Origin of the sequence: Gordonia soli NBRC 108243, assembly GCF_000334455.1 — a bacterium.
Classification (GTDB): domain Bacteria; phylum Actinomycetota; class Actinomycetes; order Mycobacteriales; family Mycobacteriaceae; genus Gordonia; species Gordonia soli.
In genome coordinates this window covers 1-24,372 of sequence record NZ_BANX01000038.1, presented here as the reverse complement: position 1 = coordinate 24,372, position 24,372 = coordinate 1, and the positions used below count along the sequence as shown (strand labels likewise).

Below are 24,372 nucleotides of genomic sequence, written 5' to 3'. Positions count from 1 at the left end.
GAGGATGAACCGTGACGAACCGTGGGCACCGTCCGAGGTCCCCGATATCGTGAGCCCATGCGCATCGGAGCCCACCTTCGCGAAGACGCCGACCCGCTCGCCACTGCGGAGGAACTCGGCATCGACGTCTTCCAGATGTTCGTCACGGACCCGCAGAGCTGGAAGAAGCCCGAGCCGAATCCCCACGCCGCCGCGATCCGCGATTCCCCCATCGATGTGGTCGTCCACTCGAGCTACCAGATCAACGTCGCCAGCCTGAACAACCGACTCCGGATGCCGTCACGCAAAGCCGTCGAGCAGCAGGCCGCGGCCGCCGCGGAACTCGGGGCGTTCGGACTCGTCGTGCACGGCGGACATCTCCGCGACGGCGAGGACGCCAAGGCCGGATTCGACAACTGGCGCAAGCTCTTCGATCGACAGCAGGACAAAGGCGGGTTCGAGGTGCCGATCCTGATCGAGAACACCGCGGGCGGTGACCATGCGATGGCGCGCACACTCGAGGCGATCGACCGACTCTGGGCCGAGGTCGGCGACTTCGACACCGCCGGGTTCTGCCTCGACACCTGCCACGCCTGGGCGGGCGGCGAAGACCTGGTCGGGCTGGTGGAACGGGTCAAGGCGATCACCGGGCGCATCGACCTGGTGCACCTGAACAACTCACGCGACGAGTTCGACTCGGGCCGTGATCGCCACGCCAACCTCGAATCGGGACACATCGATCCGTCGGTGCTGGTCGCCGTGGCGGAGGCGGCGGGCGCCCCGGTCATCCTCGAGACACCGGGCGACGGCGTCCCCGACGACCTCGCCTACCTGCGCGACGCCCTGTAGTTCACTCGCCGCGTACCGCGACGAACGCGCTGACCACCGCGCAACCGACGGTCAGCGCGACGAGCGACACCGTATCGAGGTGGTCGGGGACGGTGGAGTCCTGCCGACGGTCGCACAGATGGAGAACTCACGATTGACGTAGCGGAAGGTGCCGCCGACCGACACCGCCCGCTACACGAGCGAGCGGACCATCAGGAGAGAGTCCACCCTGGCGACGTCACCGAACCGACCGGTGTCGCGGTGACGTCCATGATCACCGTCCCGTGGCAGGGGCCACCGTCGATGGTCGTGGTCCACACGCCGCGTAGCGTGCCGTTCGCCTGCGGCGTGTAATAGGCGACCGAGTGGGCGGGCCTCCAGACCTTCGGCACTCCCGCACCCTGGTAGCAGTCCCACTGCCAGTCGTACCGGTGGACCCACGAGCCGCTCTCCCACCGGTAGACCGGCGGTTGCGGCAGCGTCGGGTTGGCCGGCGCCGGGCCGCCGACCACGGTCGCGGTACAGGGGGCGACGGCACAGTTCGTGACGAATGTGTACACGTCGGCGAAGTCGGGCTCCTGCTGACGGGCGGCGAGGCTCGTCCCGGTCTTGGACGCGGCGAACCGCTTCAGGGAGTACTGACCGTTCCACGCAGGGTCGGCCGCGGCCGCCGGGCCCACCGCACCGAACGTGGCAGCGACGAGGGCACCGACAAGGATCATCAGGGGCTTTCGCATGCCTCATCACATCTCAGGTCGGGCGAATGCGCAGGGGTTCGCCCGATACTGACTGGGTGCTTGCTCTGGTTAGCGGAGATCACAGACCGAACGATTGATCCGTCCGCGGATCGGCGCTATTCTGGGGTTACCGGCGAGTAACTTATGCCTCACCTCGCCTGGCCAGCCGGCACCACGACGGACCGTCGTGTCCGCAGCCCGAGACCACAGCACCGCCCACACTTGAGATAGGAACACCCATGGGCCACTACAAGAGCAACCTCCGCGACCTGCACTTCAACCTGTTCGAGGTCTACGGGCTCGACAAGGTCCTGGAAGAGGGCGACTTCGGCGACCTCGACCACGAGACCGCGGTCGACATGCTCCGCGAGGTCACCGCTCTGGCCGAGGGCCCGCTCGCCGAGTCGTTCGCCGACGCGGACCGCAACCCGCCGGTCTTCGACCCCGAGGCGCACACCGTCAAGCTCCCCGAATCGTTCAAGAAGTCGTACCAGGCGCTCATCGAGGGCGGCTGGGACAAGATCGGCATCGACGAGGCGCTCGGTGGCCTGCCGGCTCCGCGGTCGCTCTACTGGGCCATCGGCGAGCTCATCCTCGGCGCCAACCCGCCCGTGTTCATGTACGCCGCCGGCTCCGGTTTCGCCAACATCTTCTACGACAACGGCACCGACGAGCAGAAGAAGTGGGCGGCCATCGCCTCCGAGAACGGCTGGGGCGCAACGATGGTCCTGACCGAGCCCGACGCCGGCTCGGATGTCGGCGCGGCCCGCACCAAGGCCGTCGAGCAGGCCGACGGCACCTGGCACATCGACGGTGTGAAGCGATTCATCACCTCCGGTGACCAGGACATGACCGACAACATCTTCCACCTGGTGCTGGCCCGCCCCGAGGGCGCGCGTCCCGGCACCAAGGGTCTGTCGCTGTTCTTCGTGCCGAAGTTCCACTTCGACCACGAGACCGGCGAACTCGGCGAGCGCAACGGCGTCTTCGTCACCGGCGTCGAGCACAAGATGGGTATCAAGGTCTCGGCCACCTGCGAGGTCACCTTCGGTCAGCACGGCACCCCGGCTGTCGGCTGGCTGGTCGGCGAGGTCCACAACGGCATCGCGCAGATGTTCGACGTCATCGAGCACGCTCGGATGATGGTGGGCACCAAGGCGATCGCCACGCTGTCGACCGGCTACCTCAACGCACTCGACTACGCCAAGGAGCGCGTCCAGGGCGCCGACCTGACCCAGATGACCGACAAGGCCGCCCCGCGCGTGACCATCACGCACCACCCGGACGTCCGCCGGTCGCTGTTCACCCAGAAGGCGTACGCCGAGGGCCTGCGCGCCGTGTACCTCTACACTGCGTCGCACCAGGACGAGGTCGCCGCCAAGATCGTCTCGGGCGCCGACAAGGACCTGGCGTTCAAGGTCAACGACCTGCTGCTCCCGATCGTCAAGGGCGTCGGCTCGGAGCGTGCCTACAGCACGCTGACCGAATCGCTGCAGACACTCGGCGGGTCCGGCTTCCTGCAGGACTACCCGATCGAGCAGTACATCCGCGACGCGAAGATCGATTCGCTGTACGAGGGCACCACGGCCATCCAGGCGCAGGACTTCTTCTTCCGCAAGATCATCCGCGACAAGGGCGAGGCGCTGGCACATGTTGCCGGCCAGATCAGTTCCTTCATCGAGTCGGAGGCGGGCAACGGTCGCCTGAAGACGGAGCGCGAGCTGCTGAAGACCGCCCTCGACGACGTCCAGGGCATCGCCGCGACGCTCACCGGCTTCCTGATGAACGCCCAGGAGGACCCGAAGGAGCTGTACAAGGTGGGGCTCGGTTCGGTCCGGTTCCTGCTGTCCGTCGGCGACCTGCTCATCGGCTGGCTGCTGCTGCGCCAGTCCGAGATCGCGCTGGCCGCTCTCGATGCAGGGACCTCCGAGGCCGACAAGTCCTTCTACGAGGGCAAAGTCGCCGTGGCGAGCTTCTTCGCGAAGAACATCCTCCCGGAGATCACCGCCGTCCGCGGGATCGTCGACAAGATCGATGGTGAGATCATGGAGGTCGACGAGTCGGTCTTCTGACCCACCCGAACACCACGGAAGACCGCCCGCCGCTGGACCACGTGTTCACCGGCGGGCGGTTTTCTTTGTCCTGACATTCCTCCGGTTTGTCGGAGCCCCCTGCTAGCGTGCGCGCATGAGCGCGCCGACCAGCTACTCCCACCAACTCACCGTCCGCTACTACGAGGTCGACAGCCAGGGCATCGTCTTCAACATGTGGTACCTCGGCTATGCCGATGTCGCGCTGGCCGGGTACTTCGCCAGCGTCGGACTGACCTTCGACAGATTCATCGAGCTCGACCTCGACATCCACGTGGTCAAGTCCGAGGTCACCTACCGAGCTCCGCTGCGGCTCGACGACACCGTGGACATCTCGGTCCGTGACGTCACCATCGGACGCACAAGCCTCACCTTCGACCTCGTATTCCACCTCGACGGCGAACCGACCACCGAGGTCCGCATCGTCTACGTCGCGCATCGCCCCAGCGACGGGAAGAAGATCGAGGTCCCGTCATCGGTACGCACAGCCCTCGGAGCGGCGACGGACTTCTGAGGGAAATTTGTAAGGACATATGTACATGTTGGTCCGAGGCTGTTAGCGTCTCGTTCATCGTCGCCGGAGCCGTGAGACATCACTGGTCGCAACGTTCGACCCGGGCAGCCGGCGACCGAGAGACGAAAGGCCGGTCCCGATGAGCACTGCCAGCGAGCCGCGAAAGCGCGCGGGGTCCGCGACCCCGTCCACCACCGAACTCGATCTCCAGGACGCGCGACCCGAGAACGGTCGACGCAACCCCAAGGGCTTCTTGCGTCTGGTCACCATCATCTCGACCTTCGGCGGCCTGCTGTTCGGCTACGACACCGGCGTCATCAACGGCGCCCTGCCCTACATGGCCGAGTCCGACCAGCTGAACCTGAACTCCTTCACCGAGTCGCTGGTCGCGAGCTCCCTGGTCTTCGGCGCGGCAATCGGCGCCGTCGCCGGCGGACGCCTGGCCGATCGCTACGGCCGACGCACGATCATCCTGTACCTCGCGGTCATCTTCTTCGTCGCCACCCTCGGATGCGTCTTCGCACCCAACCTCGAGCTCATGGTGCTCTTCCGCCTGCTGCTGGGACTCGCCGTCGGCGGCGCATCCGTCGCCGTCCCCACCTACCTGTCGGAGATGTCGCCCGCCGCGCGCCGTGGCCGCCTGGTGACCCAGAACGAGCTGATGATCGTCACCGGTCAGCTGATGGCCTTCACCTTCAACGCGATCATCGCGAACCTCTCCGACGACCACCACATCTGGCGCTACATGCTCGCCATCGCGACGTTGCCCGCGGTGGTGCTCTGGTTCGGCATGCTGGCGATGCCGGAATCACCACGCTGGCTGGGCAAGCAGGGACGTCTGGCCGACATGATGTCGGTGCTCTATCGGGTCCGCGAGGAGAACGAGGCCAAGGCCGAAGCACAGGACATCAACCGCACCACCGAGGAAGAGGCCGCGGCCGTGCGCGTGCGATGGACCGCGCTCCGCGATGTGACCTGGATCCGCCGTGTGTTCTTCATCGGCTGCGGCATCGCGGTCGTCCAGCAGATCAGCGGCGTGAACTCGATCATGTACTACGGCACCCAGATCCTGAAGGAGTCGGGTTTCGACACCCAGGCCGCGCTCGTCGCGAACATCGCCAACGGAGTGATCTCGGTGTTGGCCACGTTCCTCGGGATCTGGTTGCTGGGCAAGGTCGGTCGGCGACCGATGCTGATGGTCGGCGTGGCGGGAACGGCCACCGCACTGTTGCTCATCGGCGTCTTCTCGATGGTCCTGCCGACCGGCACCACCCGCGCTTTCATCGTCCTCGCCCTGACCGTGACCTTCCTGGCCTTCCAACAGGGCGCCACCTCGCCGGTGACCTGGCTGATGTTGTCCGAGATCTTCCCGCTGTCGATTCGCGGTTTCGCATTCGGCGTCACCGGATGTCTGTTGTGGCTCACCAACTTCCTGGTGGGCTTCTTCTTTCTGCAACTGGTCGGATGGTTCGGGATCTCGGCGACGTTCTTCCTGTTCTTCGCGCTCGGCTGCTGCGCGTTCGTCTTCGTCAAGCGATTCCTGCCGGAGACCAAGGGCCGGACCCTGGAGTCGCTGGAGCGGGAGTTCAAGCAGCACTACGGTGATCCTGCCGAGGCCGCGCGCTGATCCGACCCTGCCGAGTTCCGGTTCCCACAGATGTCTCCAACAGACAGCGGGCCGTCACGACAGAAGTCGTGACGGCCCGTCTGGGTGTGGGAGAGAACTACTTCGGTGGCATCCGGATGCCACCGTCGACGCGCACGACCTCGGCGTTCATGTACGAGTTGGTCACCAGCTCGACGACCATCGACGCCAGCTCGTCCGGCGAACCGAGACGGTGCGGGAACAACACCGATTCACCGAGCTTCGCCTTGAACGCCTCGGACGCCTCACCTTCGCCGTAGATCGGGGTGTCGATCAGACCCGGCGCAACCGTGTTGACGCGGATGCCGGCGGCCGCGAGATCGCGCGCGACGGGCAAGGTCATCCCGACCACGCCGCCCTTCGACGACGAGTAGGCGGCCTGGCCGATCTGACCGTCGAACGCGGCGACGCTGGCCATCGAGACGATGGCACCCTTCTCGCCGGTGTCGGTCGGTTCGTTGCGACTGATCGCGGTGGCCGCCAACCGGATTGCGTCGAAGGTACCGATCAGGTTGATCGCGATGACCTTCTTGTAGACGTCCAGGTCGTGCGCCGAGGCGAACTCGCCGTCACGTCCGATGGTGCGCTGGGCCGAACCGATACCGGCCGAGTTCACCAGGACGCGGAGGGGGCCGAGTTCCCCGGCCTTGTCGACTGCCGCCTGGATCTGCGCGGTGTCGGTGACGTCGACCTTGACGAAGGCGCCGCCGAGCTCGTTCGCGAGCTCGGTGCCCTTGTCCTCTTGCAGGTCGGCGATGACGACCTTGGCCCCTTTGGCGGCCAACTGACGCGCGGCGGCCGCGCCGATACCCGACGCCCCACCGGTGACTACTGCACTTGCTCCGTTGATATCCACGGTTCGGACATTACCGCCCGGTGTGATCGGGGCGACACGGGTATGGAACAAGCGGATCGAACCGTCTCAGCGCGCCTGTCGGCAGCCGATCCCACGTCGACTCACACGCACTTCACGATCGGTTCCGGGTCGTACTTGACCGTGCGGGTCTTCCGCGAGATCTCCCGACCGGTCCGGACATCGGTGATGACGCGGGTGTCGGATGTGGTGAAGCCCTTGCTCCCCGTGCTGGCCAGGCAGTCGTCACCCTTCGGCAACCGAATGGTCCGCGGGTCGGTGGACGCGGTGCGCCGGCCGGTCTGCGAGGTCACCTCGACGGTCTTGGTGCCCCACAGGCGCACGGTCACCGACGACGGCGTCCAACTCGTCTCGATGTAGATCCCGCTCTTCGTGTTGTTGCGGAAGACCAGGTCGATGGCACCCTCGAAGACCGTCGCCTCCCGCGCTTCCGGATAGCGGGAGATGTAGTAGCTGTGCTCGGTGTGATCGACGTCTTCGAGACCCGCGAAGTAGCTCGCGTTGTAGAGCGTCGTCGCGAACTGCGAGATACCGCCACCGACCGCCTTCTCCGCGTGCCCGTGATCGATCACCGTCGAGGTGACGTAGCCCTGCCGCGTGCCCCGCGGGCCCGTGTAGGTGTTCAGCGAGAACTTGGCGCCCGGAGGCACGAGTGCGCCGTCGACCTTCTCGGCCACGAGCCGGATGTTCTCGCCCGACGCACTGGTGAAACCACCGGTGGTGTACTCGCTCACCACCTCACGGACCCCGAGTTTGCGCGCCGCGTCGGTCGTCAGCTTCGGCTCGACCTTCTTGTAGACCACCTCCACCGACCGCGAGTCGGAGGCATCGCTCGAGGTCGCGACGGCCGCCGCCTGGGCCAGCGTCGCGTCCCAGTCGACACTCGCGCCGTCGCGGGCGGGGACGACGGTCGGCGAACCGGATCGCACATCGAAGGTGGCGTTCGCCGGCTTGCGCTCCGACCTCGCGAGCGATTTCGCGAACATCGTGGTGGCACGCTTCTCGTCGAAGCGGGGCAGCAGACCGCCCTTGCCGTCGGGGACGAAGGTCAGCAGTTCACCGATCTGGGTGGGCGACATCCGGGCGGTGGTGTTGTCGGTACCGCGCAGGGTCACCGCGGCCGAGGTCGCGTTCGTCGCCGGTCCGGAGACCGTGCTGCGGACGGTGTCGGCGCTGACGGTCGGATCGAAATGTTCCATCGGCAACTCGATCTCGCGTCCGTACAGCCAGCCCGACGACAGTGTTGCCATGGCCTGGTCCCGCGCGATCCGGAGCCCACCGGCGGGCAGTTCACCGACCGGTGTGGTGCCGTTGTAGCGGACACCACCCTCGACGGCCGCCTTCTCGAGCGTCGACTTCCGGCCGTCGAGAGCCGCGTCGAGTTCGGCGCGGTCGACGCGCACGACCGGATCGACTGCACGGGAGACGCCGACCATCGCCAACGCGCGCGTCCACGGGTTCGTCGGTTGCTCCATGGCCCGTTCCACCGTCGCCTCGGGATCGAACTCCAGACCGAGCTCTTTCGAGCCGATCGCGGTGGCACCTGATGACGTCCGCAGGGCGACCGGTTGCTCGGCCCGCTCGGAGAGTTGCCCGACCGCGCGGACCGCTGCCGTACGGCTCAAGTTGCCCATGTCGACGCCGGCGACGGTGATGCCGCGTGCGGTCTTGCCGTGGGTCAGTACGAGATCGAGGGCCAGGACTAAGGCCACCGCGGCGAGCACGCCGACCACGATGCGCACCACCGTGCGTCGGGTCCGGCCTTGGCTCACGAGAACAACCTTATGCAGCCGCAGCAGATGCGGCGAATCGTCGGACTTGTCGGACCTCGGATCGGACGGCCTTTCGAGCCGTCACGCAGGTCGTCGACCAGCCGAAACGAGAAACGCTCCGACCGAGCTGCCGGGTCGGGGGTCTGGCAGCTCAGTCGGAGCTATCCCGTATATCTACGGTCCGCGACGCTTCGTTACACGCTCGCGGGAAAAACTTTCGAGATCGCTCGGACGCGATTTGATGACCGCGTCCGAGCGGTCTTCTCAGCCCTCGATGATCGCGGTGACGCCCTGGCCACCGGCGGCGCAGATGGAGATCAGCGCACGACCGCCGCCGTTCTCCTTGATGCGCTTGGCGGCCTGCGCCACGATGCGACCACCGGTCGCGGCGAACGGATGGCCCGCGGCGAGCGACGATCCGTTGACGTTGAGCTTCGCGCGGTCGATCGAGCCGAGCGCGTTGTCGAGGCCCAACCGCTCCTTGCAGTACTCCTCCGACTCCCAGGCCTCGAGTGTGGCCAACACCACGGAGGCGAACGCCTCGTGGATCTCGTAGAAGTCGAAGTCCTGCAGGGTGAGGCCGTTGCGGGCCAGCAGACGCGGGACGGCGTAGGTCGGTGCCATCAGCAGTCCGTCGGGACCGTTGACGTAGTCGACGGCTGCGGTCTCGGAGTCGACGAAGTAGGCCAGCACCGGCAGGCCCTTCTCCTCGGCCCACTCGTCGGAGGAGAGCAGCACCGTCGACGCACCGTCGGTGAGCGGGGTCGAGTTGCCCGCGGTCATGGTGGCGTCGCCCAGCGAGACACCGAAGACAGGCTTGAGCTTGGACAGCTTCTCCACCGTGGCATCGCCGCGCAGGTTCTGGTCGCGGGTCAGGCCGCCGAACGGCGTGACCAGGTCGTCCAGGAAGCCCGCGTCGTAGGCGGCGGCCAGGTTCTTGTGGCTCGCGGCGGCCAGCGCGTCCTGATCGGCGCGCTTGATGCCGAACTCCTTGGCGGTGATCGCGGCATGCTCACCCATCGACATGCCGGTGCGCGGCTCGCCGTTACGCGGGATCTCGATACCGAGCTTGGGCAGCAGCTTCGCGGCCGCGAGCAGGCGGTCGGAGGTGCTGCGGGCGCGGTTGACCTCGAGCAGCTGGCGGCGCAGCCCCTCCGAGACGCCGATCGGCGCATCGGAGGTGGTGTCCACGCCGCCGCCCACGCCGGCTTCGTAGCGACCGGCGGCGATGCCGTCGGAGACCGCGACGATGGCCTGCAAGCCGGTGCCACAGGCCTGCTGGATGTCGAACGCGGGGGTGTACGGCGACAACGCCGAACCGAGCACGCTCTCGCGGATCAGGTTGAAGTCGCGCGAGTGCTTCAGCACGGCACCGCCGGCGACGACGCCCAGACGCTCACCCTGGAGGTTGAAGCGGCTGACCAGACCGTCGAGGGCGGCCGTGAACATTTCTTGGTTCCCGACCTTGGCGTAGGCCTTGTCCTGACGGGCGAACGGGATGCGATTGCCGCCGAGGATCGCGACCGGACGCGTGGAGCGGGTCTTGGGTGCTTGAGCCACTTCGATCTCCCAGGTGTTGGTTGGTACCTATAGCGTATTCTTACTCACGAGTAAGTTAGTTGTCGAACGGCGATCGTTCCCCATCCCGCTCGCGTGTTGACAGAGACCCAGAGGAGATAGCACGTGTCCGCCAACGGAAACACCGGCCTGTACTCGACCTTCGTCCATTCAGCTCCCGGTTCCTTCATCGCCAAACAGGCTGGTCTGCCGGTCCCGCCGAAGCTGCGCCGCTACTCGCCGACCGAGCCCGCACTGCCGGGGCCGGTGTTGCTCGGCGGTTCCGGACGTCTGATCGAACCCCTGCGCGAGATCCTGTCGGGCCCCGACTATGACCTCATTCACAATGCGACCACGGGTCGCAGCGCCGACAAGTACGGCGCCGTGGTGCTCGACGCCACCGGCATCACCGCTCCCGCCGAGCTGCGTCAGCTGTTCGAGTTCTTCCAGCCCGTCATGCGCTCGGTCGCCCCGAGCGCGCGATTCCTGGTCATCGGCACCACTCCGGAGCTGATCACCGACCCCGACGAGCACGTCGCACAGCGGGCTCTCGAGGGCTTCACCCGCTCGCTCGGCAAGGAGCTGCTCAAGGGCGCCACCGCCCAGCTCGTCTACGTCTCCCCCGAGGCGAAGACCGGCCTCACCGGACTCGAGTCGACGCTGCGCTTCATCCTGTCGGCGAAGTCGACCTTCGTCGACGCCCAGGTGATCCGCGTCGGCGCCGCGGACTCCGTGGCCCCGGCCGACTGGGACAAGCCGCTGGCCGGCAAGGTCGCCGTGGTGACCGGTGCGGCCCGCGGCATCGGGGCGACCATCGCCGAGGTCCTGGCCCGCGACGGCGCCCACGTCATCGCCGCCGACATCCCGCAGGCCGGTGAGGCACTGTCGGAGACCGCCAACAAGGTCAACGGCACCGCCTTCCCCATCGACGTGACCGCGGCCGACGCGGGTGAGAAGCTCGCCGAGCACGCCCTGGAGCGTCACGGCGGCATCGACATCATCGTCAACAACGCCGGCATCACACGTGACAAGCTGCTCGCCAACATGGACGACGCACGCTGGGACTCGGTGATCGCGGTCAACCTGATCGCCCCGCAGAAGCTGGTCAACGATCTGGTGGCCAAGGGTGCGCTGCGCAAGGGCGGCGCGGTAGTCGACGTCTCGTCGATCGCCGGCATCGCGGGCAACCGCGGCCAGACCAACTACGGCGCCTCCAAGGCGGGCGTGATCGGCCTGGTCGACACTTATGCGCCGATCCTCGCCGAGAAGGGCATCACCATCAACGCGGTGGCCCCCGGCTTCATCGAGACCGCGATGACCGCGGCGATCCCGGTCGCCACCCGCGAGGCCGGCCGCCTGATGAGCTCGCTGCAGCAGGGCGGCCAGACCGTCGACGTCGCGGAGACCGTGTCCTACTTCGCCAGCCCGGCGTCGAATGCGGTGACCGGCAACGTGGTCCGCGTGTGCGGCCAGGCCCTGCTGGGAGCCTGACGTGGCGAAGACGATCACGCTCGACGCCCCGCCGAGTACCCGCGAGCTCTACACGAAGGCCGTCGGCGGACTGCTGCCGGTGATCGGCAAGCCTGCCCGGGTCCGTGCCGACGCCCCGCTGCCCGACACGCGCTACCGGCTGGAGGACCTCCGGGTCGATCCGGATCAACTGCAGGCCTACACGCGGGCCACCGGCCAGCGATTCGGCCCGACGCTGCCGCTGACCTACCCGTTCGTGCTGCAGTTCCCCCTCGTGATGGCGACCATGGTCTCGTCCGAGTTCCCGTTCGGCGCAGTCGGTTCGGTGCACCTGGAGAACGTCATCCACCGCCGTCGCCAGATCAGGGCCGACGAGCCGCTGACCATCGAGACACGGTCGGAGAACCTGCGGGAGCACCGCAAGGGCATCCTGATCGACATCGTCTCGGAGATCAGCGTCGGCAGCGAGCTCGTCGTCGAGCAGACGGGCACCTTTCTCAAGCAGCAGCGCACCAGCCTGTCCGATGAGCCGCGTGGACCCGAGCCGAAGGCGACGACCCCGCCGCCGCCGGACTCGATCCTGGCCGTGGACCTCGGTCGCATCCGCGAGTATGCGGCCGCGTCGGGCGATCGCAACCCCATCCACATGAGCGACCTGTCCGCCAAGGCCTTCGGGTTCCCGCGGGCCATCGCGCACGGGATGTGGAGCGCGGCCGCCGCGGTGGCGAACGTCGAGGCCCAGCTTCCCGACGATGTCACCTACACGGTGCGATTCGGCAAGCCGATCCTGCTGCCGGCCAAGGTGAACCTCTACACCCGTCGTATCGACGGACACGGCAACTTCGACGTGTCGATCCGCGACCGGCGCAAGGGGTTCCCGCATCTGACGGCGACGACCCGTGGGGATCACTGAGCCCTGACACAGGTACTGCCACGGACCCGACCGCCCTGCTGGGTGGTCGGGTCCGGTGGTTTGTGGGGGTTTTGGGGTGGCTGGTCGGGGGCTGCTACCGGGCCGGATGTCGGGGCCGGATGTCGGGCCGGCTGGGATCTGACCGGGTCCCGAGCGCGCCCGGGTCTGGAGCGCCCCGGGTCTGCCCAAAATCTGCCGCCGAGCGAGGAGCCGCGGGGATATTGCACGCGGTCGGGCGCTGGGCGGCAGATTGTGGACAGCGGGGCCGGCCAGCCGCCCGAGAACCGCCCATCGCTCCCCGAAAACCCACCCAGCACAGCAGGATCTCGACCGCATTGGCATCCGCGAGCACCCCGTGGACAGTTATCGGACGAACCTGGGCAGTCCTCGGGGCCAACTCGAGTCGGAACCCGTGACCAAAATCTGCCGCTGAGCGGGGAGCCGCGGGGATATTGCACGCGGTCGGGCGCTGGGCGGCAGATTGTGGTCAGCGGCCGCGGGGCAGGGCGGGGTCTCGGCCGGAGAAACTGCCCGCCGACCCCCGAAAACAAGTCACGGGGCATCACCCGGACGCCGTTGTCCGGGCGATGCCCCGTGCGCGCAGCTCAGGATCGTACGGCGACCACCGCGTCGAGCTCCACCAGCGCATTCTTCGGCAGCACGGGCGACGGCAGTGCTGTCCGCGCGTGCCGGCCGGCATCGCCCAGGACGTCGATCAACAGTCGCGACGCCGACTCCGCGACCGTCGGCTGGTCGGTGAAGCCCTCCCCGCCGGCGACCCATACATTCAGCTTCAGCACCGCGGCAACCTGATCCAGTCCGACTGCCTGGTCGATCCGCGACAGCAGGTTCAGGGCGGCAACCTCGGCTGCGGCAGACGCGTCCGCGACGGTGGCATCGTCACCCACCCGACCGGCGAGGATGGATCCGTCCGCGACCCTGGAGATCTGGCCCGAGAGATAGAGCAGGTCCTCGTGTCGGGTCCATGCCTCGTAGGCGTAGGCCGGCGCACCGAGGTCGGGTAGGACCAGACCTCGGTCGGCAAGCCGGACATGAGGCCCGGCCACCGTCTTCTCACCCGCGGTCTTCTCACCCGCGACGTTCTCGCTCACGACCTTCTCACTCACGACGTCTCCTCGCTCAACGCTGCGACAGGATGTATGTGCGATCGGCCCCGATGTACCAGAGGTCTTCGGTGCCGATCGCGGCATCGTCATAACGCCAGGGGATCTCGGCCGCTCCGAATGACCCGACGTCCAGCGCATGCTTGTACCCCGGTCGCAGCTCGTTGGCGAACGACTCCTGCTTGCCCATCAGGTGACCGACGTTGCGCCGGCGGTAGATCGTGTCGAAATCGGTGTCCGCGCCGAGCATTCCGATCTCGACCATCCAGTCGAGGTGCGGCGCGACGAACCGCAGTGTGCCCTCGTGGACATCCTCGCAGACCACCCCCGGACGCAACTGACCGATGATCCCCTCGCGCACGACGGTGAAGAAGAACTCGTAGGCCTCCTTCGCCGACTCCGTGCGCGGCAACGACCGGGCCATGTCAGAGGTGGCGACCACCACGCCGTCGATCACCACGGCGACACCCGCGTCGAGCTGGATGCACGTGGTGGTCTGGTCGATCGGGAAATCGACGGGCGGGCCGGGGAACAGCATCCGGTTGGACGAGTGGAGATTGGTGAAGTACGGCCGCACCCCGAAGGGAATCCGGTTGTCCAGGACGAAGTCGGCCAGGAAGCCCACATAGCGCTGGTAGATGTCTCGCTCGGTGAACTCGGCCCCCGCACCGATCTCGCGCGCAGCCCAGGAGAGCGCTTCCTCGATCGCGTACACGGTGGCGCGAGCCGCGATCACCTGGAACGGCAGGTCCTCGTTGTCGCGGACGTCTCGCCAGTGCCCGAGTTCCGTTGTGATGGAGATGGGTTCGATGTCATTGTCCTCCAGGTTCCCGACCACGCCGACAGAGATGAAGTCCTCTTCGACGCCGACCCGACGTCCCGGCGCCAGCGCGGAGACCGCCGCACCCACGGACGGATACTCGCCGATCACCGCGCCCAGGTTGCCCACCTCCGCAGCGTCCGGATCATCCGCGGGAGCGATGACGAGCACATGTTCAGCACCGGGCGACCACAGCGCGAGCGCTCCCGGGATCGGAGCTCGCCCGGTCAGTTCGGAGAAGTTCGGCGGGGCGGCCACGAGCACCGCATCGAGCCGACTCTCGGCAGCGATCGACTCCAGACGCGCAAATCGGGTTTCCGGAGCGCCGAACTCGTCGACCAACCCGTCGAGATGCGCGACGTCCGCGATCAGATCGGCGGCCACCGTGGCTCCGTGCTCACGCCATCCGGCGAATCGGTCGACCACCTCGGCGACCGGGATCTCGCGAACCTGTACGGCTCGGGAAACCGACTGTTCGCATACCACGGTCATCCTCTCCGACAACGCGATCCGATGCGCGAACACCACGTCGGCGGCGAGCGTCACGGCGCCGTCGGAGCTCAGCTGCGCGACGAGATCGGTCAACGACGCAGCGACGTCGACGCCTTCCACCGGTCGCGGGTCGAGCGTGACCCATGGGGCATAGAAGCGGATCCGCTCGGGTGCCACGCCCGCGGACAAGACGTTGCCCTGCTCCTGTTGACGGACCAGCAGCACCTGCTCGGCGTCATCCCGTGACGCGATCAGTGGCGCCACGAGCGGGTGCGAGTCGAGTCGGATCGCGGAGAACAGCAGGCTCCGTTGCGGATACAGGTCGAAGACGGTTGCCAGCGCGGTGGCGTCTGCGGTGAGGCGCAGCATGTGCGAGTCCTTTCGTCGAGGTGGGTGGGTATCGCCGGAGGTGGGTTCGGTCAGCTGATGCCGGCCGTGACGCCGATGTGAGATTCGACCTCACCGACGAGGTCGGCGAACTCCGGTGAATAGCGGTGCTCCTTGGTGCGCAGTCGCGGAAGATCGACGGTGATGTCGGCGACGATGCGCCCGGGCCGTCCACCGATCACGACCACGCGGTCACCGAGCCACACGGCCTCGGAGATGCTGTGTGTGACGAAGAGGACGCTGCAGCCCGCCTGCCGCCAGATCCGTTGGATCTCGAAGTTCATGCTGTCCCGTGTCATCGCGTCGAGCGCGCCGAACGGCTCGTCCATGAGCAGCAACTCCGGGTTGGAGACCAGCGCCCGACAGATGGCAACGCGCTGCTGCATCCCGCCGGACAGCTCGTAGGAGTAGCGTTTGGCCTTGCCCTCGAGTCCCACCATGTCCAGCAGCTCTCGGGCGTACGCCTCGGCTGTCCGATCACGGTTACCCCGGAACTCCAGGGGCAGCAACACATTGTCGAGATTGTTGCGCCACGGCAGCAGCACCGGACTCTGGAAGACCATGCCGATCTCGTCCACTCCCTCGGCGATGGGCTTGTCCTTGATCCGGACCTCACCGTCGGTGGCCGGTTGCAGACCGGAGATCGTCTTGAGGAGGGTCGTCTTACCGCTGCCGGATTGTCCGACGATGGAGACGAACTGACCGTGTTCGACATCGAAGTCGACTCCGGACAGGACGGTGTTGGTCTCACCGTCGCGTGATCGGAAGGTCACACCGACGTTGTCGACGGAGATGGCTGAGTGTGTGTTCATGGGGTGAGCCGTTCACGAGTTCGGTGGTGGATGGTCACGGTTGGATGGCCATAGTTGGATGGTCAGGGTGCCTGGATGCCGTGGGGCGGCACGTCATCGAGATAGTCGTTGCTGTAGACCTGGTCGGGCCGCACGGTGCTCGAACGGTCGAGACCCAGGAATTCATGGGCGACGTCGATCATCGTGACGACCTCGTCATCGGTCATGTGCCCGTAAGGATCTCCTTCACGACCGACGCGGAAGTTGAGGGCGCACTGTTCACTCAGCGCCAGTTCCACGGTCCGGGTCTCGTAGCCCTGCACCTCCCGGTGGAAGGACTCGGCGGCGTCGGCAGGATGCTCACAGGACCACAGGTAGGCCCGCTGCATCGCACGATTGAACCGCTTGACGCGGTCGGGTCGGTTCGTCAGCTGCTCTTCGGAGAAGATGATCCCGTTGCCGTACAGGTCGATCCCGATGTCGGACCACTTCAGGATCACCGGCTTCTTGCCGACCGCGTCCACCGCAGGGCCGTCGGAGACCGACATCGCGAGGTTGGCGTCCCACTGTTCGGCCACGAGTCCGGGGATCTTGGCACTGCTGGTCGCGTGGACGACGGTGACATCCCGTTCGGTCAGGCCGAGTTTGCGCATCGCGTACGGCCACATAGCGGTCATCGCGCCTGCCCCCTCGGTGGCGACGGTCTTGCCCTTCAGGTCGCCCCAACCGTGGATGCGTCCGTCGTCGGTGCCGACGACCGCGTAGGCGGATCGCGCCTGGAGGAGGTCGACCTGTTTGATCTTGGCGCCCCGCCCCTGACTGAGGATCGTCACGCCGAAGTCGGCCCAACCGGCATCGACCTTCCCGGTGTCGACCGCGGTGATGGTGTTGCCCGATCCCGAGCCCGGCATGACGGTGACGTCGAGCCCCTCCTGGGCGAAGAAGCCGCGATCGACCGCAGCGAAGAACGGTGCATGCTTGGGCAAGTAGCCGACGTCGACCATGAGTGACATCGCGTTCTCGGAATTGCCTGTGCCGCAAGCGGCGAGCGTCGGGAGCAGGATGGCTGCGGCGATGGCCGCACCCCACCGGTGGATTCGTCTCATCATGTTCGGCACCTCACTTCGTGTGCGATTTCCACGGCATGAGCTTCTTGCCGGCGAGGTCGACGATGAAGAACAGCACGAGGGCGATGGCGGCGAGGACCATGAACGCGGCGAACATCGAGGCCAGGTCGACCTGACTGTTGGCGAGCATGATCACGTAACCGAGCCCCTTGGAGCCGGCGATGAACTCACCGACCACCGCACCTCCGACAGCCAACGAGATGGAGATCTTGGCGCCCGAGAAGATCGACGGCAAGGCGTAGATGAACTCGATCTTGGTGAGACGCTTCCAGGTCGACGCCTTGTTGATGCGCGCCAACTCCTTGAGCTCGTGCGGCACCGAACCGAGGCCGTCGAAGGTGTTGATCACCAGCGGGAAGAACGCGATGGCCATGGCCACGAACGCCTTCGACTCGAACCCGAATCCGAACCACACGATGAACAGCGGCGCCAGTGCGACTTTCGGGATCGTATCGATCGCGACCAGCGCTGGATAGAGGAAGCTGCGCACGGTCGGCGAGTAGTGCAGGAGTGCGCCGAACACGACACCGAGCACGGTTCCGCCGACGAACCCGGCCAGGGCCTCGCCGATCGTGATCCAGGCGTTGGTGGCGTAGTACTCAGGTCGGGTGAACAACTCGTCGAAGGCGTCGAGCGGACCGACCAGGATGTACTCGGCGGGTCGCAGAACCCATACCGCGATCTGCCAGAGTGCCAGCAGGCCGAGCACCCCGAGCAGCGCCTTGACGCCGGTGATCGCGGAGTCGCGGTGGAACCGGGGGCGTCGTCGGGCGCTGTCTGGTCGGTCGGTTCCTGACCGGGTGGTCGACGGCGCACCCGATGCGGCCGGCGGTCGAGAGGTGAGCTTCGGAGCGGTCATGCCTGTTCTTCCTTGCCTTCAGACGCGGGCTCGGTGGTTCGCCCGTCGAGTCGTCGGTGGATGCCGGCGGGGGCCGGGTCGGAGATGTCCGTGGGCAACAACTCTGCGGGGACGTCCTGATACGCGACCGGCCGCAGGAATCTCTCGATGGCTGCGCTGCCCACCGACGTCGAACGGGTGTCGGTGGTCGCCGGGAAGGGACCACCGTGCACGATGGCGTGGCCGACCTCCACACCGGTGGGCCAGCCGTTGACGATCAGGCGCCCGGCGATGTCCTCGAGCGCGGGTAGCAGGCGCCCGACGATCCCATGATCCTCCGGCGACGCGTGGACCGTCGCGGTCAGCTGTCCCTCGAGCACGTCGAGGGTCGCACGCAGTCGGTCGAGATCGGGGCAGACCACCAGCAGGGAGGTGGCTCCGAAGACCTCGGACTGGAGCCCGGGGTCGGCCGCGAATCGGTCGGCGTCCACTCGGAAGAGTCGGGCGGCTGCGCCCGCCGCGGTCGCCGGTGCCGTCCCGACGGCGAGTTGGACGACGCCGGCCCGGGCCGCGAGCTCGTCACCGCCCGCTCGATACGCATCGGCGATCCCGGTGGTGAGCATCGTGGCGCCCTCGTCGCCTGCGACGGCGTCGGTGGCTGCGGCCACGAACTCGTCGAGACCCGGCCCGTCGACGGCGATGACCAGACCGGGGTTGGTGCAGAACTGCCCCGCACCCAGGGTCATTGAGGCGGCGAACTCGGTGCCGAGTCGGGCGCCGTCGGCCGCCAGCGTGTTCGGTAGAAGAACCACCGGGTTGATGCTGCTCATCTCGGCGTAGACCGGGATGGGCACACCACGTGCCGCCGCCGTCGCGGCGAGGGCGAGGCCGCCCCGACGGGAGCCGGTGAATCCGACGGCTCGGATGTGCGGGTCCCCGACCAGTGCCTGACCGACGTCGACGCCGCCGACGATCTGGGCGAAGACACCGCGCGGCATACCCGTCGACGCGGCCGCGGCCGCAACCGCCCGGCCGACAAGTTCGGCGGTACCCAGGTGCGCAGGGTGCGCCTTCACGACCACAGGACATCCTGCTGCCAGAGCAGACGCCGTGTCACCGCCGGCGGTCGAGAAGGCCAGCGGGAAGTTGCTCGCCCCGAAGACGGCGACCGGCCCGATGCCGATCCGCCGCTGCCGGATGTCCGACCGCGGGGCAGGTGCGCGATCCGGGATCGCCGGATCGACGCGTGCCCCCTGCCAGAACCCTGCCCGCAGTTCGGAAGCGAAGAGACGCAACTGCCCGCTGGTCCGACCGACCTCGCCGGTGAGACGAGGTCGGGGCAGGGCCGTCTCGCGATGCGCACGGTCCACCAACGCATCGCGGGCATCGTCGAGACGGTCGGCGATCGCATCGAGGAAGCCGGCGCGTCGCTCGGCCGGCGCGGACCGATACTCCGCGAAGGCGGCTGCGGCCTGGGCGCACACGTCGGCGACCTGCTCTGGTGACGCCGACGGATATCCCGGTTTCACGCGCTCGCCGCTGACGGGATCCGCCGAATACAGTGCGTCACCATCACCGACGAGCTCACCGCCGTCGACGATCATCACGCCGGTCGGCGTCTCCGCGGTACCGAGGTCGACACCATCGGCCAGTTCCGTCGTCGTCATGGTCACTCCTCTCAGTGGCCGGCGGTCGCCAGCGCCGGGGTCAGCCGGGCGGCGGTCGCGACGACCTCCGCCAGCATGGCCTCCTCGGTCTCGTCGAGATCGGTCAGCGGTGGACGCACCGGCCCGGCTGGATGTCCGGTCAGGCGCATCCCGGCTTTCACGATGCTGACCGCGTACCCGGCCTTGCGATCACGGATCGATGCGTAGGGCAGGACGACCTCGTCGAGCAGGCGCTGCACGGTGGCCGTGTCACGACCGCGGACCGCGCCGTAGAAGGTGAGGGCGAAGTCGGGCAGGAAGTTGAAGATCGCAGAACTGTAGGTGGTCACGCCCAGTTCGAGGTACGGGAGCGCGAACAGTTCCGCGGTCGGCAGTCCGCCGATGTAGACGAGTCGGTCACCGAGGGCACTGTGGATTCGGGTGATGGCTTCCAGGTCGCCGGCGCCGTCCTTGAAACCGATGAAGTTGGGGCAGCGGTCGGCGATCTCGACGAGTGCGTCGGCGCGATAGATGGCATTGGCGCGGTTGTAGACGATGACGCCGAGGTCGGTGCTCTCACAGACCGCGATCACGTAGTCCCGGAGTCCGTCTGCGGAGGCCTCCGTGAGGTAGGGCGGGAAGAGCAAGATGCCGTCGGCACCGGCGTCCTGGGCATCGCGAGCCATCTCGATCGCCTGCTTGGTGCCGAGACCCGCGGGCGCGAGCACCGGGGTGTCCGCCGGCGAACTGGTGACCGCGGCGCGGACCAGGGTCCCGATCTCGGCGCCGGTGAGCGAGAAGAACTCACCCGTGCCACCCGCAGCGAACAGTCCGGCGACCGGATGCCCGGCCAGCCGCGCGATGTTGTCCCGGTACGCGGCCTCGTCGACGGTGAGGTCCGCGGTGAAGTGCGAGACCGGGAAGGACAGCAGACCCGAGCCGAGACGGACGGCCAGGTCGGCCGGTGCGAACGATGTCACGTGGGCCTCCTTGAGGTGTGTTGTGCGACTGGGATCACACTACGAACACCGACTGATGCGCGTCCAACGCCATTTTCGCATCGACCTATGCATAATCGGTATCCGTGTTCACCCTGAGTCAACTGGAGAGCTTCGTCGCGGTCGCCGAGACGCTGCACTACGGGCGTGCGGCCGATCGACTCTCCATCACGCAGCCACCCCTGTCGCGCCGCATCCAGAGCCTCGAGCGCGAACTGGGTGTCGACCTGTTCGATCGCGCCGGCCGAGGGGTGACCCTCACCCCCGCCGGTCGGGCATTACTCGGGGATGCACGTCGAATCCTCGGACTCAGCGACCAGGCCGCGCTGTCGGTCCGACGCGCACTGGTCGGTGAGAGTGGCAGCGTCACACTCGGTTTCACCGGATCGTCGGCGCACTCCGTCCTCGACTCGGTGGTCGGTGCGGCACGCAACCGGTTGCCCGGCATAGACCTCGTGTTGCGCGAACGGGTATCGGGTAGCCAGTTGGAAGAATTGCGTTCGGGGGGACTGGATCTCGGCCTACTCCGACCACCTGTGCCCGCCGGGGCCTTCGAAGCCGTACTGGTACAACGCGAACCACTCATCCTGGCCGTCCCCGAAGCGCACCCGCTGGCGTCGCCGTCGGCGACACCGAACATCGGCGACCTGGACGACGAGGCGCTGGTGATGTACTCGCCCGCCGAGGCCAGATATTTCTACGAACTGCTGGTCAGCATCTTCCGCGACGCCGGGATCGCGCCGAGGTACGTGCAACACATCAGCCAGGTCCACACCATCCTGGCGCTGGTGAAGGCCGGGTTGGGGCTCGCACTGGTGCCCGCTGCGGCGGCCGCGATGGCCGTGCGCGGGGTGGTGCTGAAGGAGGTCGACGGCATCGAGGCACGGCCTGTCGAACTGTTCCTGACGTGGCGATCCAGCGAGACCGAGCCACCGGTGCTCGCCATCCGGAACCTCGTGGTCGAGGAGTTGAGGGGGAGCTGACCGGGTTGGGTGCTTCCGGTTCCGGGGAGCGCGGGTGCACTCGGGCCCAGGTATCTCCGAGGCGCGGCTTCGGGACCCGGCCCGGCCGTCATCGGCGGCCGGCGCGGCCCGGCCCGGTCCCGTCCGGTCCGGTGACAAAAAACTGCCGCCCAGCGGGGAGCCACGTGGATATTGCACGCGGTGGAGCGCTGGACGGCAGATTTGGACAGCGGCGCGGGCCCCGGGGCCGGCGCGGGTCGGGGCCGGCCGAATCTGCCCGCCAAATCCCGAAAACCACCCAGCACGGCAGGATCGCGACCGCATCGGCATCCGCGAGCACCCCGTGGACAGCAATCGGACCAACCCGGGCAGACCTCAGGGCAGGCCGGGCCGCCCCTAGCAGGATCTAGCCACAATCTGCCGCTGAGCGAGGCGCCGCGGGGATATCGCACGCGGCCGAGCGCTGGGCGGCAGATTGTGGTCGCGGCCGCGGGCAGAGCGCGACCAGACCTCAGGGCAGGGTCACGACCGCATTGGCAACCGCGGGCACCTCGTGGACAGATTCAAGACGAACATGGGCAGTTTTCGGGACCGCGCGGGAGCCGCCGCGTCCGGATCTAGCCCAATCTGCCGCCGAGCGACGAGCCGCGGGGATATCGCACACCACCAGACGCTGGACGGCAGATTGTGGTCGACCTCGAACCAGCACGCACACTCCACAGATCAGAGCGCGTCGACGTCCTCCGCATGAGCCCGACTGCCGACGCCCTTCAGGCCGCGCCAGGTGATGCCCAGCAGCAGGTCGGTGGCGGTGTCGATGTCGACGTCGCCTTCGGAGATACGGTCGGCAACCGCCTCGCCCGCACCGACCAGTGCCACGGCGGTCAGCTCGAAGTCGATGTCGCGGGCGCCTTCGACGGTGGTGCCCTGGCGGATCAGCTCGGCGACCATCAGGGTCACCTGGGCACGACTGTCGGTGACGATGTGGGCGAAGCTCTGGGTCCCGACGGCGACGCGGTAGAGGACCTTCCAGGACTGCCGATGCTCGTCAACGAAGCGCAGGAACTCCTTCACAACGGTCCGGGCCTGGTCGCGCTGACGCAGGGACGGGTCGAAGCCGACGCTCATCGCTTCGATGAACAGCCCTGACTCGCGGGCGATGCACGCGCTGAACAGGTCTTCCTTGGACCCGTAGTAGAGGTACAGCATCGGCTTGCTGATCTCCGCCTCGGCGGCGATCGCGTCCATCGACGTCTCGCGGAAGCCGTTCTGGGAGAACACCTTGACCGCGGCGTCGAGCATCTGCTGTTCCCGTACCGCACGGGGCAGCCGCTTTGTTCCGCCGGCCATCGACACTCCTCACACACGTCCTGAAGGAGTCATCCTACCGGACTACTTACCTGACAGTAAGTTCCGCTGGGGTAGGTCAGCGATAGCCTGCCGCACGCAGCGCCGACAACAATTCGGACCGCGACCCGGCATCCAGGCGGCGGCGTATGCGCGCCACGTGATGCTCGACGGTCTTCGCCGAAATGAACAGCCGCTCGCCGATCTCGCGATAGGTGAAGCCGGCCAACAACTCCCGCGCCACCTCGGCCTCCCGCTCGGTGAGCGGACCGGCGGTGTCGACCGCATCCCGTCGCTCCTCCGCGACCGCCCGGGCGGTGTGCAACAGCGCCGCAGCGGTGCGTGAGTCGTCGGAACGCAGCGCAGCCTCACCGGCGAGTCGGGCCGCTTCCCACGCGCGCCCTGCCCGTCGCAAGCCATCGACCGCCGCATCGACATCTGATGTGGGAACCGGCTGGGCATCGGCGATGCGGGTCCATACCTCTGCCGCCCGCGCCAGATCTGTCGCAGGTCCGGCGGAGGTGGCGAGCCGCGAGAGTCGTTCGCAGCCGACCGCCGCAGCCCCGGAATCGCGCGCCGCGATCGCGGACACCACCTCGGCGAACCGCCAGTCCGCCGACCATGCGACGGGATCACCGAGACCGGTCAGCAACTCGTCGACGGCCGCGATCCGTCGGTCGATCTGCGCGGTCTGCCCGAGGCGGGCGGCCACCACCCGGTATTCGGCGAGATGAGCGAGCGAGTAGAGGTCGACCTCGACGGCGGCGAGCACCGACGGTGCCTGGAGCCACAGCGCGGTCATCGCGCCGACATCGCCGGCCCGACGGGCGAGTCCGAGTCGGATCGCGAGCGTGCGGAAGCGGTCGGCCGCACCGACCGGCTCAGCCGGGCACCGACGTCCTGCGGTCTCGAGATCACCTGCGCGCAAGGCGATCCACGACTCGGTGGGATCGGCGGTCGACGAGCGGACCGTCGATGCCATGAGATGTGCGGTCGGCGTTGCTGTCTGCAACGAGAGGGAGACGGCGGCCAGCAGCGGCGCATACGTCGCCGGAGCCGGCCTGCGCACGTCACCCGCCGACAGCCCGCGGACGACGTCGTCGAGAGCGGCGGTCGGATCGTCGAGCGATGCCGACAGGCCACGGACGGCCGGCGCTCGGCGTGCGCGTACCCCGATCGGCGGTCGCGTCGCATCCGTCGCGACGAACGCTGCCGCCGACTCCCGGTCGCCGACGCCCAGCAGCGCCGCAACTGCACCCAGCGCGTCGTCGGTGCGGGTCGGACCGAGCCAGCGGTGTAGGTCGGCGGCGTGGGTGTGATGTCCACGGACACCGGCGATGTCGGCGGCCAAGGCGATCCAGGGGGGAACATCGGCATCCTCGACGGATGCCCCCTCGAGGTGACGGTCGGCGACCGCGGCGGCGCCGTCGACGTCACCCGCCGCCAAGGCCAGGCGCGCCA

The 24,372-nt window shown here is 67.5% G+C and carries 20 protein-coding genes; 7 read left to right on the top strand and 13 right to left on the bottom strand.

From position 1 onward, the window contains the following. Positions 1-57 precede the first annotated feature (57 nt). Positions 58-828, top strand: coding sequence for a deoxyribonuclease IV (locus GS4_RS22160; protein ID WP_007624802.1), 771 nt, complete (start codon positions 58-60; stop codon positions 826-828). Between the two features lie 191 nt (positions 829-1,019). On the opposite strand, the gene GS4_RS22155 is transcribed toward GS4_RS22160, so the two are convergent. Further along, on the bottom strand, positions 1,020-1,544 hold the full coding sequence (locus GS4_RS22155; RefSeq protein ID WP_007624799.1) for an Rv2253 family sensor-like surface protein: 525 nt from the start codon (positions 1,542-1,544) through the stop codon (positions 1,020-1,022). Between the two features lie 239 nt (positions 1,545-1,783). Here GS4_RS22155 and GS4_RS22150 point away from each other — a divergent pair, with 239 nt between their 5' ends. From GS4_RS22150 to GS4_RS22140, 3 genes are all read left to right on the top strand, one after another. Next, positions 1,784-3,616 (top strand): acyl-CoA dehydrogenase, encoded by a 1,833-nt coding sequence (locus tag GS4_RS22150; protein ID WP_007624797.1) that lies wholly within the window; start codon positions 1,784-1,786, stop codon positions 3,614-3,616. Positions 3,617-3,731: 115 nt separating this feature from the next. Further along, a complete protein-coding gene (locus tag GS4_RS22145) occupies positions 3,732-4,148 on the top strand; it encodes an acyl-CoA thioesterase (protein ID WP_007624791.1) in 417 nt (138 codons plus the stop codon). A 139-nt stretch (positions 4,149-4,287) separates the two neighbouring features. Continuing rightward, a complete protein-coding gene (locus tag GS4_RS22140) occupies positions 4,288-5,775 on the top strand; it encodes a sugar porter family MFS transporter (RefSeq protein ID WP_007624789.1) in 1,488 nt (495 codons plus the stop codon). 97 nt (positions 5,776-5,872) lie between these two features. Here GS4_RS22140 and GS4_RS22135 read toward each other — a convergent pair whose 3' ends face one another. The 3 genes from GS4_RS22135 to GS4_RS22125 all read right to left on the bottom strand — a co-directional run bounded on the left by GS4_RS22135 (position 5,873) and on the right by GS4_RS22125 (position 9,999). Then, positions 5,873-6,649, bottom strand: a complete 777-nt coding sequence (locus GS4_RS22135) for an SDR family NAD(P)-dependent oxidoreductase (protein WP_007624787.1) — start codon at positions 6,647-6,649, stop codon at positions 5,873-5,875. Between the two features lie 101 nt (positions 6,650-6,750). Then, complete coding sequence (locus tag GS4_RS22130) at positions 6,751-8,439, bottom strand: VanW family protein (protein ID WP_007624785.1); 1,689 nt, start codon at positions 8,437-8,439, stop codon at positions 6,751-6,753. A gap of 264 nt (positions 8,440-8,703) precedes the next feature. Further along, entirely contained in the window at positions 8,704-9,999 is a 1,296-nt protein-coding gene (locus tag GS4_RS22125; RefSeq protein ID WP_007624783.1) for an acetyl-CoA C-acetyltransferase, read from the bottom strand. A 123-nt stretch (positions 10,000-10,122) separates the two neighbouring features. Between GS4_RS22125 and GS4_RS22120 the strand changes: the two genes are divergently transcribed. Together GS4_RS22120 and GS4_RS22115 are read left to right on the top strand one after the other, a co-directional pair. Then, positions 10,123-11,487, top strand: a complete 1,365-nt coding sequence (locus tag GS4_RS22120; protein WP_007624780.1) for a 3-oxoacyl-ACP reductase — start codon at positions 10,123-10,125, stop codon at positions 11,485-11,487. 1 nt (position 11,488) lies between these two features. After that, positions 11,489-12,379 carry a MaoC family dehydratase gene (locus GS4_RS22115; RefSeq protein WP_007624779.1) on the top strand — a complete coding sequence of 297 codons (891 nt, stop codon included), beginning with the start codon at positions 11,489-11,491 and terminating at the stop codon, positions 12,377-12,379. Positions 12,380-12,984: 605 nt separating this feature from the next. Here GS4_RS22115 and GS4_RS22110 read toward each other — a convergent pair. The 7 genes from GS4_RS22110 to kdgD form a co-directional block, all read right to left on the bottom strand. Then, the gene (locus GS4_RS22110) at positions 12,985-13,506 is read right to left on the bottom strand and encodes a RidA family protein (RefSeq protein ID WP_245555800.1); all 522 of its coding nucleotides are present in this window, start codon (positions 13,504-13,506) and stop codon (positions 12,985-12,987) included. A gap of 13 nt (positions 13,507-13,519) precedes the next feature. Further along, positions 13,520-15,184, bottom strand: coding sequence for an aminopeptidase P family N-terminal domain-containing protein (locus GS4_RS22105; protein WP_007624773.1), 1,665 nt, complete (start codon positions 15,182-15,184; stop codon positions 13,520-13,522). 50 nt (positions 15,185-15,234) lie between these two features. Next, positions 15,235-16,014, bottom strand: coding sequence for an ABC transporter ATP-binding protein (locus tag GS4_RS22100; RefSeq protein WP_007624771.1), 780 nt, complete (start codon positions 16,012-16,014; stop codon positions 15,235-15,237). Positions 16,015-16,076: 62 nt separating this feature from the next. After that, positions 16,077-17,102 carry an ABC transporter substrate-binding protein gene (locus GS4_RS22095; protein WP_007624769.1) on the bottom strand — a complete coding sequence of 342 codons (1,026 nt, stop codon included), beginning with the start codon at positions 17,100-17,102 and terminating at the stop codon, positions 16,077-16,079. A 10-nt stretch (positions 17,103-17,112) separates the two neighbouring features. Beyond that, on the bottom strand, positions 17,113-17,979 hold the full coding sequence (locus GS4_RS22090) for an ABC transporter permease (RefSeq protein ID WP_007624766.1): 867 nt from the start codon (positions 17,977-17,979) through the stop codon (positions 17,113-17,115). Further along, positions 17,976-19,625 carry an aldehyde dehydrogenase (NADP(+)) gene (locus tag GS4_RS22085; protein WP_007624765.1) on the bottom strand — a complete coding sequence of 550 codons (1,650 nt, stop codon included), beginning with the start codon at positions 19,623-19,625 and terminating at the stop codon, positions 17,976-17,978. The genes GS4_RS22090 and GS4_RS22085 overlap by 4 nt, the downstream gene beginning before the upstream one ends. An 11-nt stretch (positions 19,626-19,636) precedes the next feature. Continuing rightward, the gene (kdgD, locus tag GS4_RS22080) at positions 19,637-20,584 is read right to left on the bottom strand and encodes a 5-dehydro-4-deoxyglucarate dehydratase (protein WP_007624764.1); all 948 of its coding nucleotides are present in this window, start codon (positions 20,582-20,584) and stop codon (positions 19,637-19,639) included. 104 nt (positions 20,585-20,688) lie between these two features. On the opposite strand from kdgD, the gene GS4_RS22075 reads away from it, so the two are divergent. Beyond that, positions 20,689-21,585 (top strand): LysR family transcriptional regulator, encoded by an 897-nt coding sequence (locus tag GS4_RS22075; protein ID WP_007624763.1) that lies wholly within the window; start codon positions 20,689-20,691, stop codon positions 21,583-21,585. 702 nt (positions 21,586-22,287) lie between these two features. Here the strand turns inward: GS4_RS22075 and GS4_RS22070 are convergent. Both GS4_RS22070 and GS4_RS22065 read right to left on the bottom strand, forming a co-directional pair. Beyond that, the gene (locus GS4_RS22070) at positions 22,288-22,914 is read right to left on the bottom strand and encodes a TetR/AcrR family transcriptional regulator (RefSeq protein ID WP_007624762.1); all 627 of its coding nucleotides are present in this window, start codon (positions 22,912-22,914) and stop codon (positions 22,288-22,290) included. Between the two features lie 76 nt (positions 22,915-22,990). Next, positions 22,991-24,372: LuxR C-terminal-related transcriptional regulator (locus GS4_RS22065; protein WP_007624761.1), on the bottom strand; the 1,382-nt coding region annotated here is incomplete at its 5' end.

Excerpts from the sequence above, each read along its gene's own strand:
- GS4_RS22160 (WP_007624802.1), top strand. The coding sequence starts at position 58 with ATGCGCATCGGAGCCCACCTTCGCGAAGACGCCGACCCGCTCGCCACT.
- GS4_RS22155 (WP_007624799.1), bottom strand. The coding sequence starts at position 1,544 with ATGCGAAAGCCCCTGATGATCCTTGTCGGTGCCCTCGTCGCTGCCACG.
- GS4_RS22150 (WP_007624797.1), top strand. The coding sequence starts at position 1,784 with ATGGGCCACTACAAGAGCAACCTCCGCGACCTGCACTTCAACCTGTTC.
- GS4_RS22145 (WP_007624791.1), top strand. The coding sequence starts at position 3,732 with ATGAGCGCGCCGACCAGCTACTCCCACCAACTCACCGTCCGCTACTAC.
- GS4_RS22140 (WP_007624789.1), top strand. The coding sequence starts at position 4,288 with ATGAGCACTGCCAGCGAGCCGCGAAAGCGCGCGGGGTCCGCGACCCCG.
- GS4_RS22105 (WP_007624773.1), bottom strand. The coding sequence starts at position 15,184 with ATGCTGCGCCTCACCGCAGACGCCACCGCGCTGGCAACCGTCTTCGAC.
- GS4_RS22100 (WP_007624771.1), bottom strand. The coding sequence starts at position 16,014 with ATGAACACACACTCAGCCATCTCCGTCGACAACGTCGGTGTGACCTTC.
- GS4_RS22095 (WP_007624769.1), bottom strand. The coding sequence starts at position 17,102 with ATGATGAGACGAATCCACCGGTGGGGTGCGGCCATCGCCGCAGCCATC.
- GS4_RS22090 (WP_007624766.1), bottom strand. The coding sequence starts at position 17,979 with ATGACCGCTCCGAAGCTCACCTCTCGACCGCCGGCCGCATCGGGTGCG.
- GS4_RS22085 (WP_007624765.1), bottom strand. The coding sequence starts at position 19,625 with ATGACGACGACGGAACTGGCCGATGGTGTCGACCTCGGTACCGCGGAG.
- GS4_RS22070 (WP_007624762.1), bottom strand. The coding sequence starts at position 22,914 with ATGGCCGGCGGAACAAAGCGGCTGCCCCGTGCGGTACGGGAACAGCAG.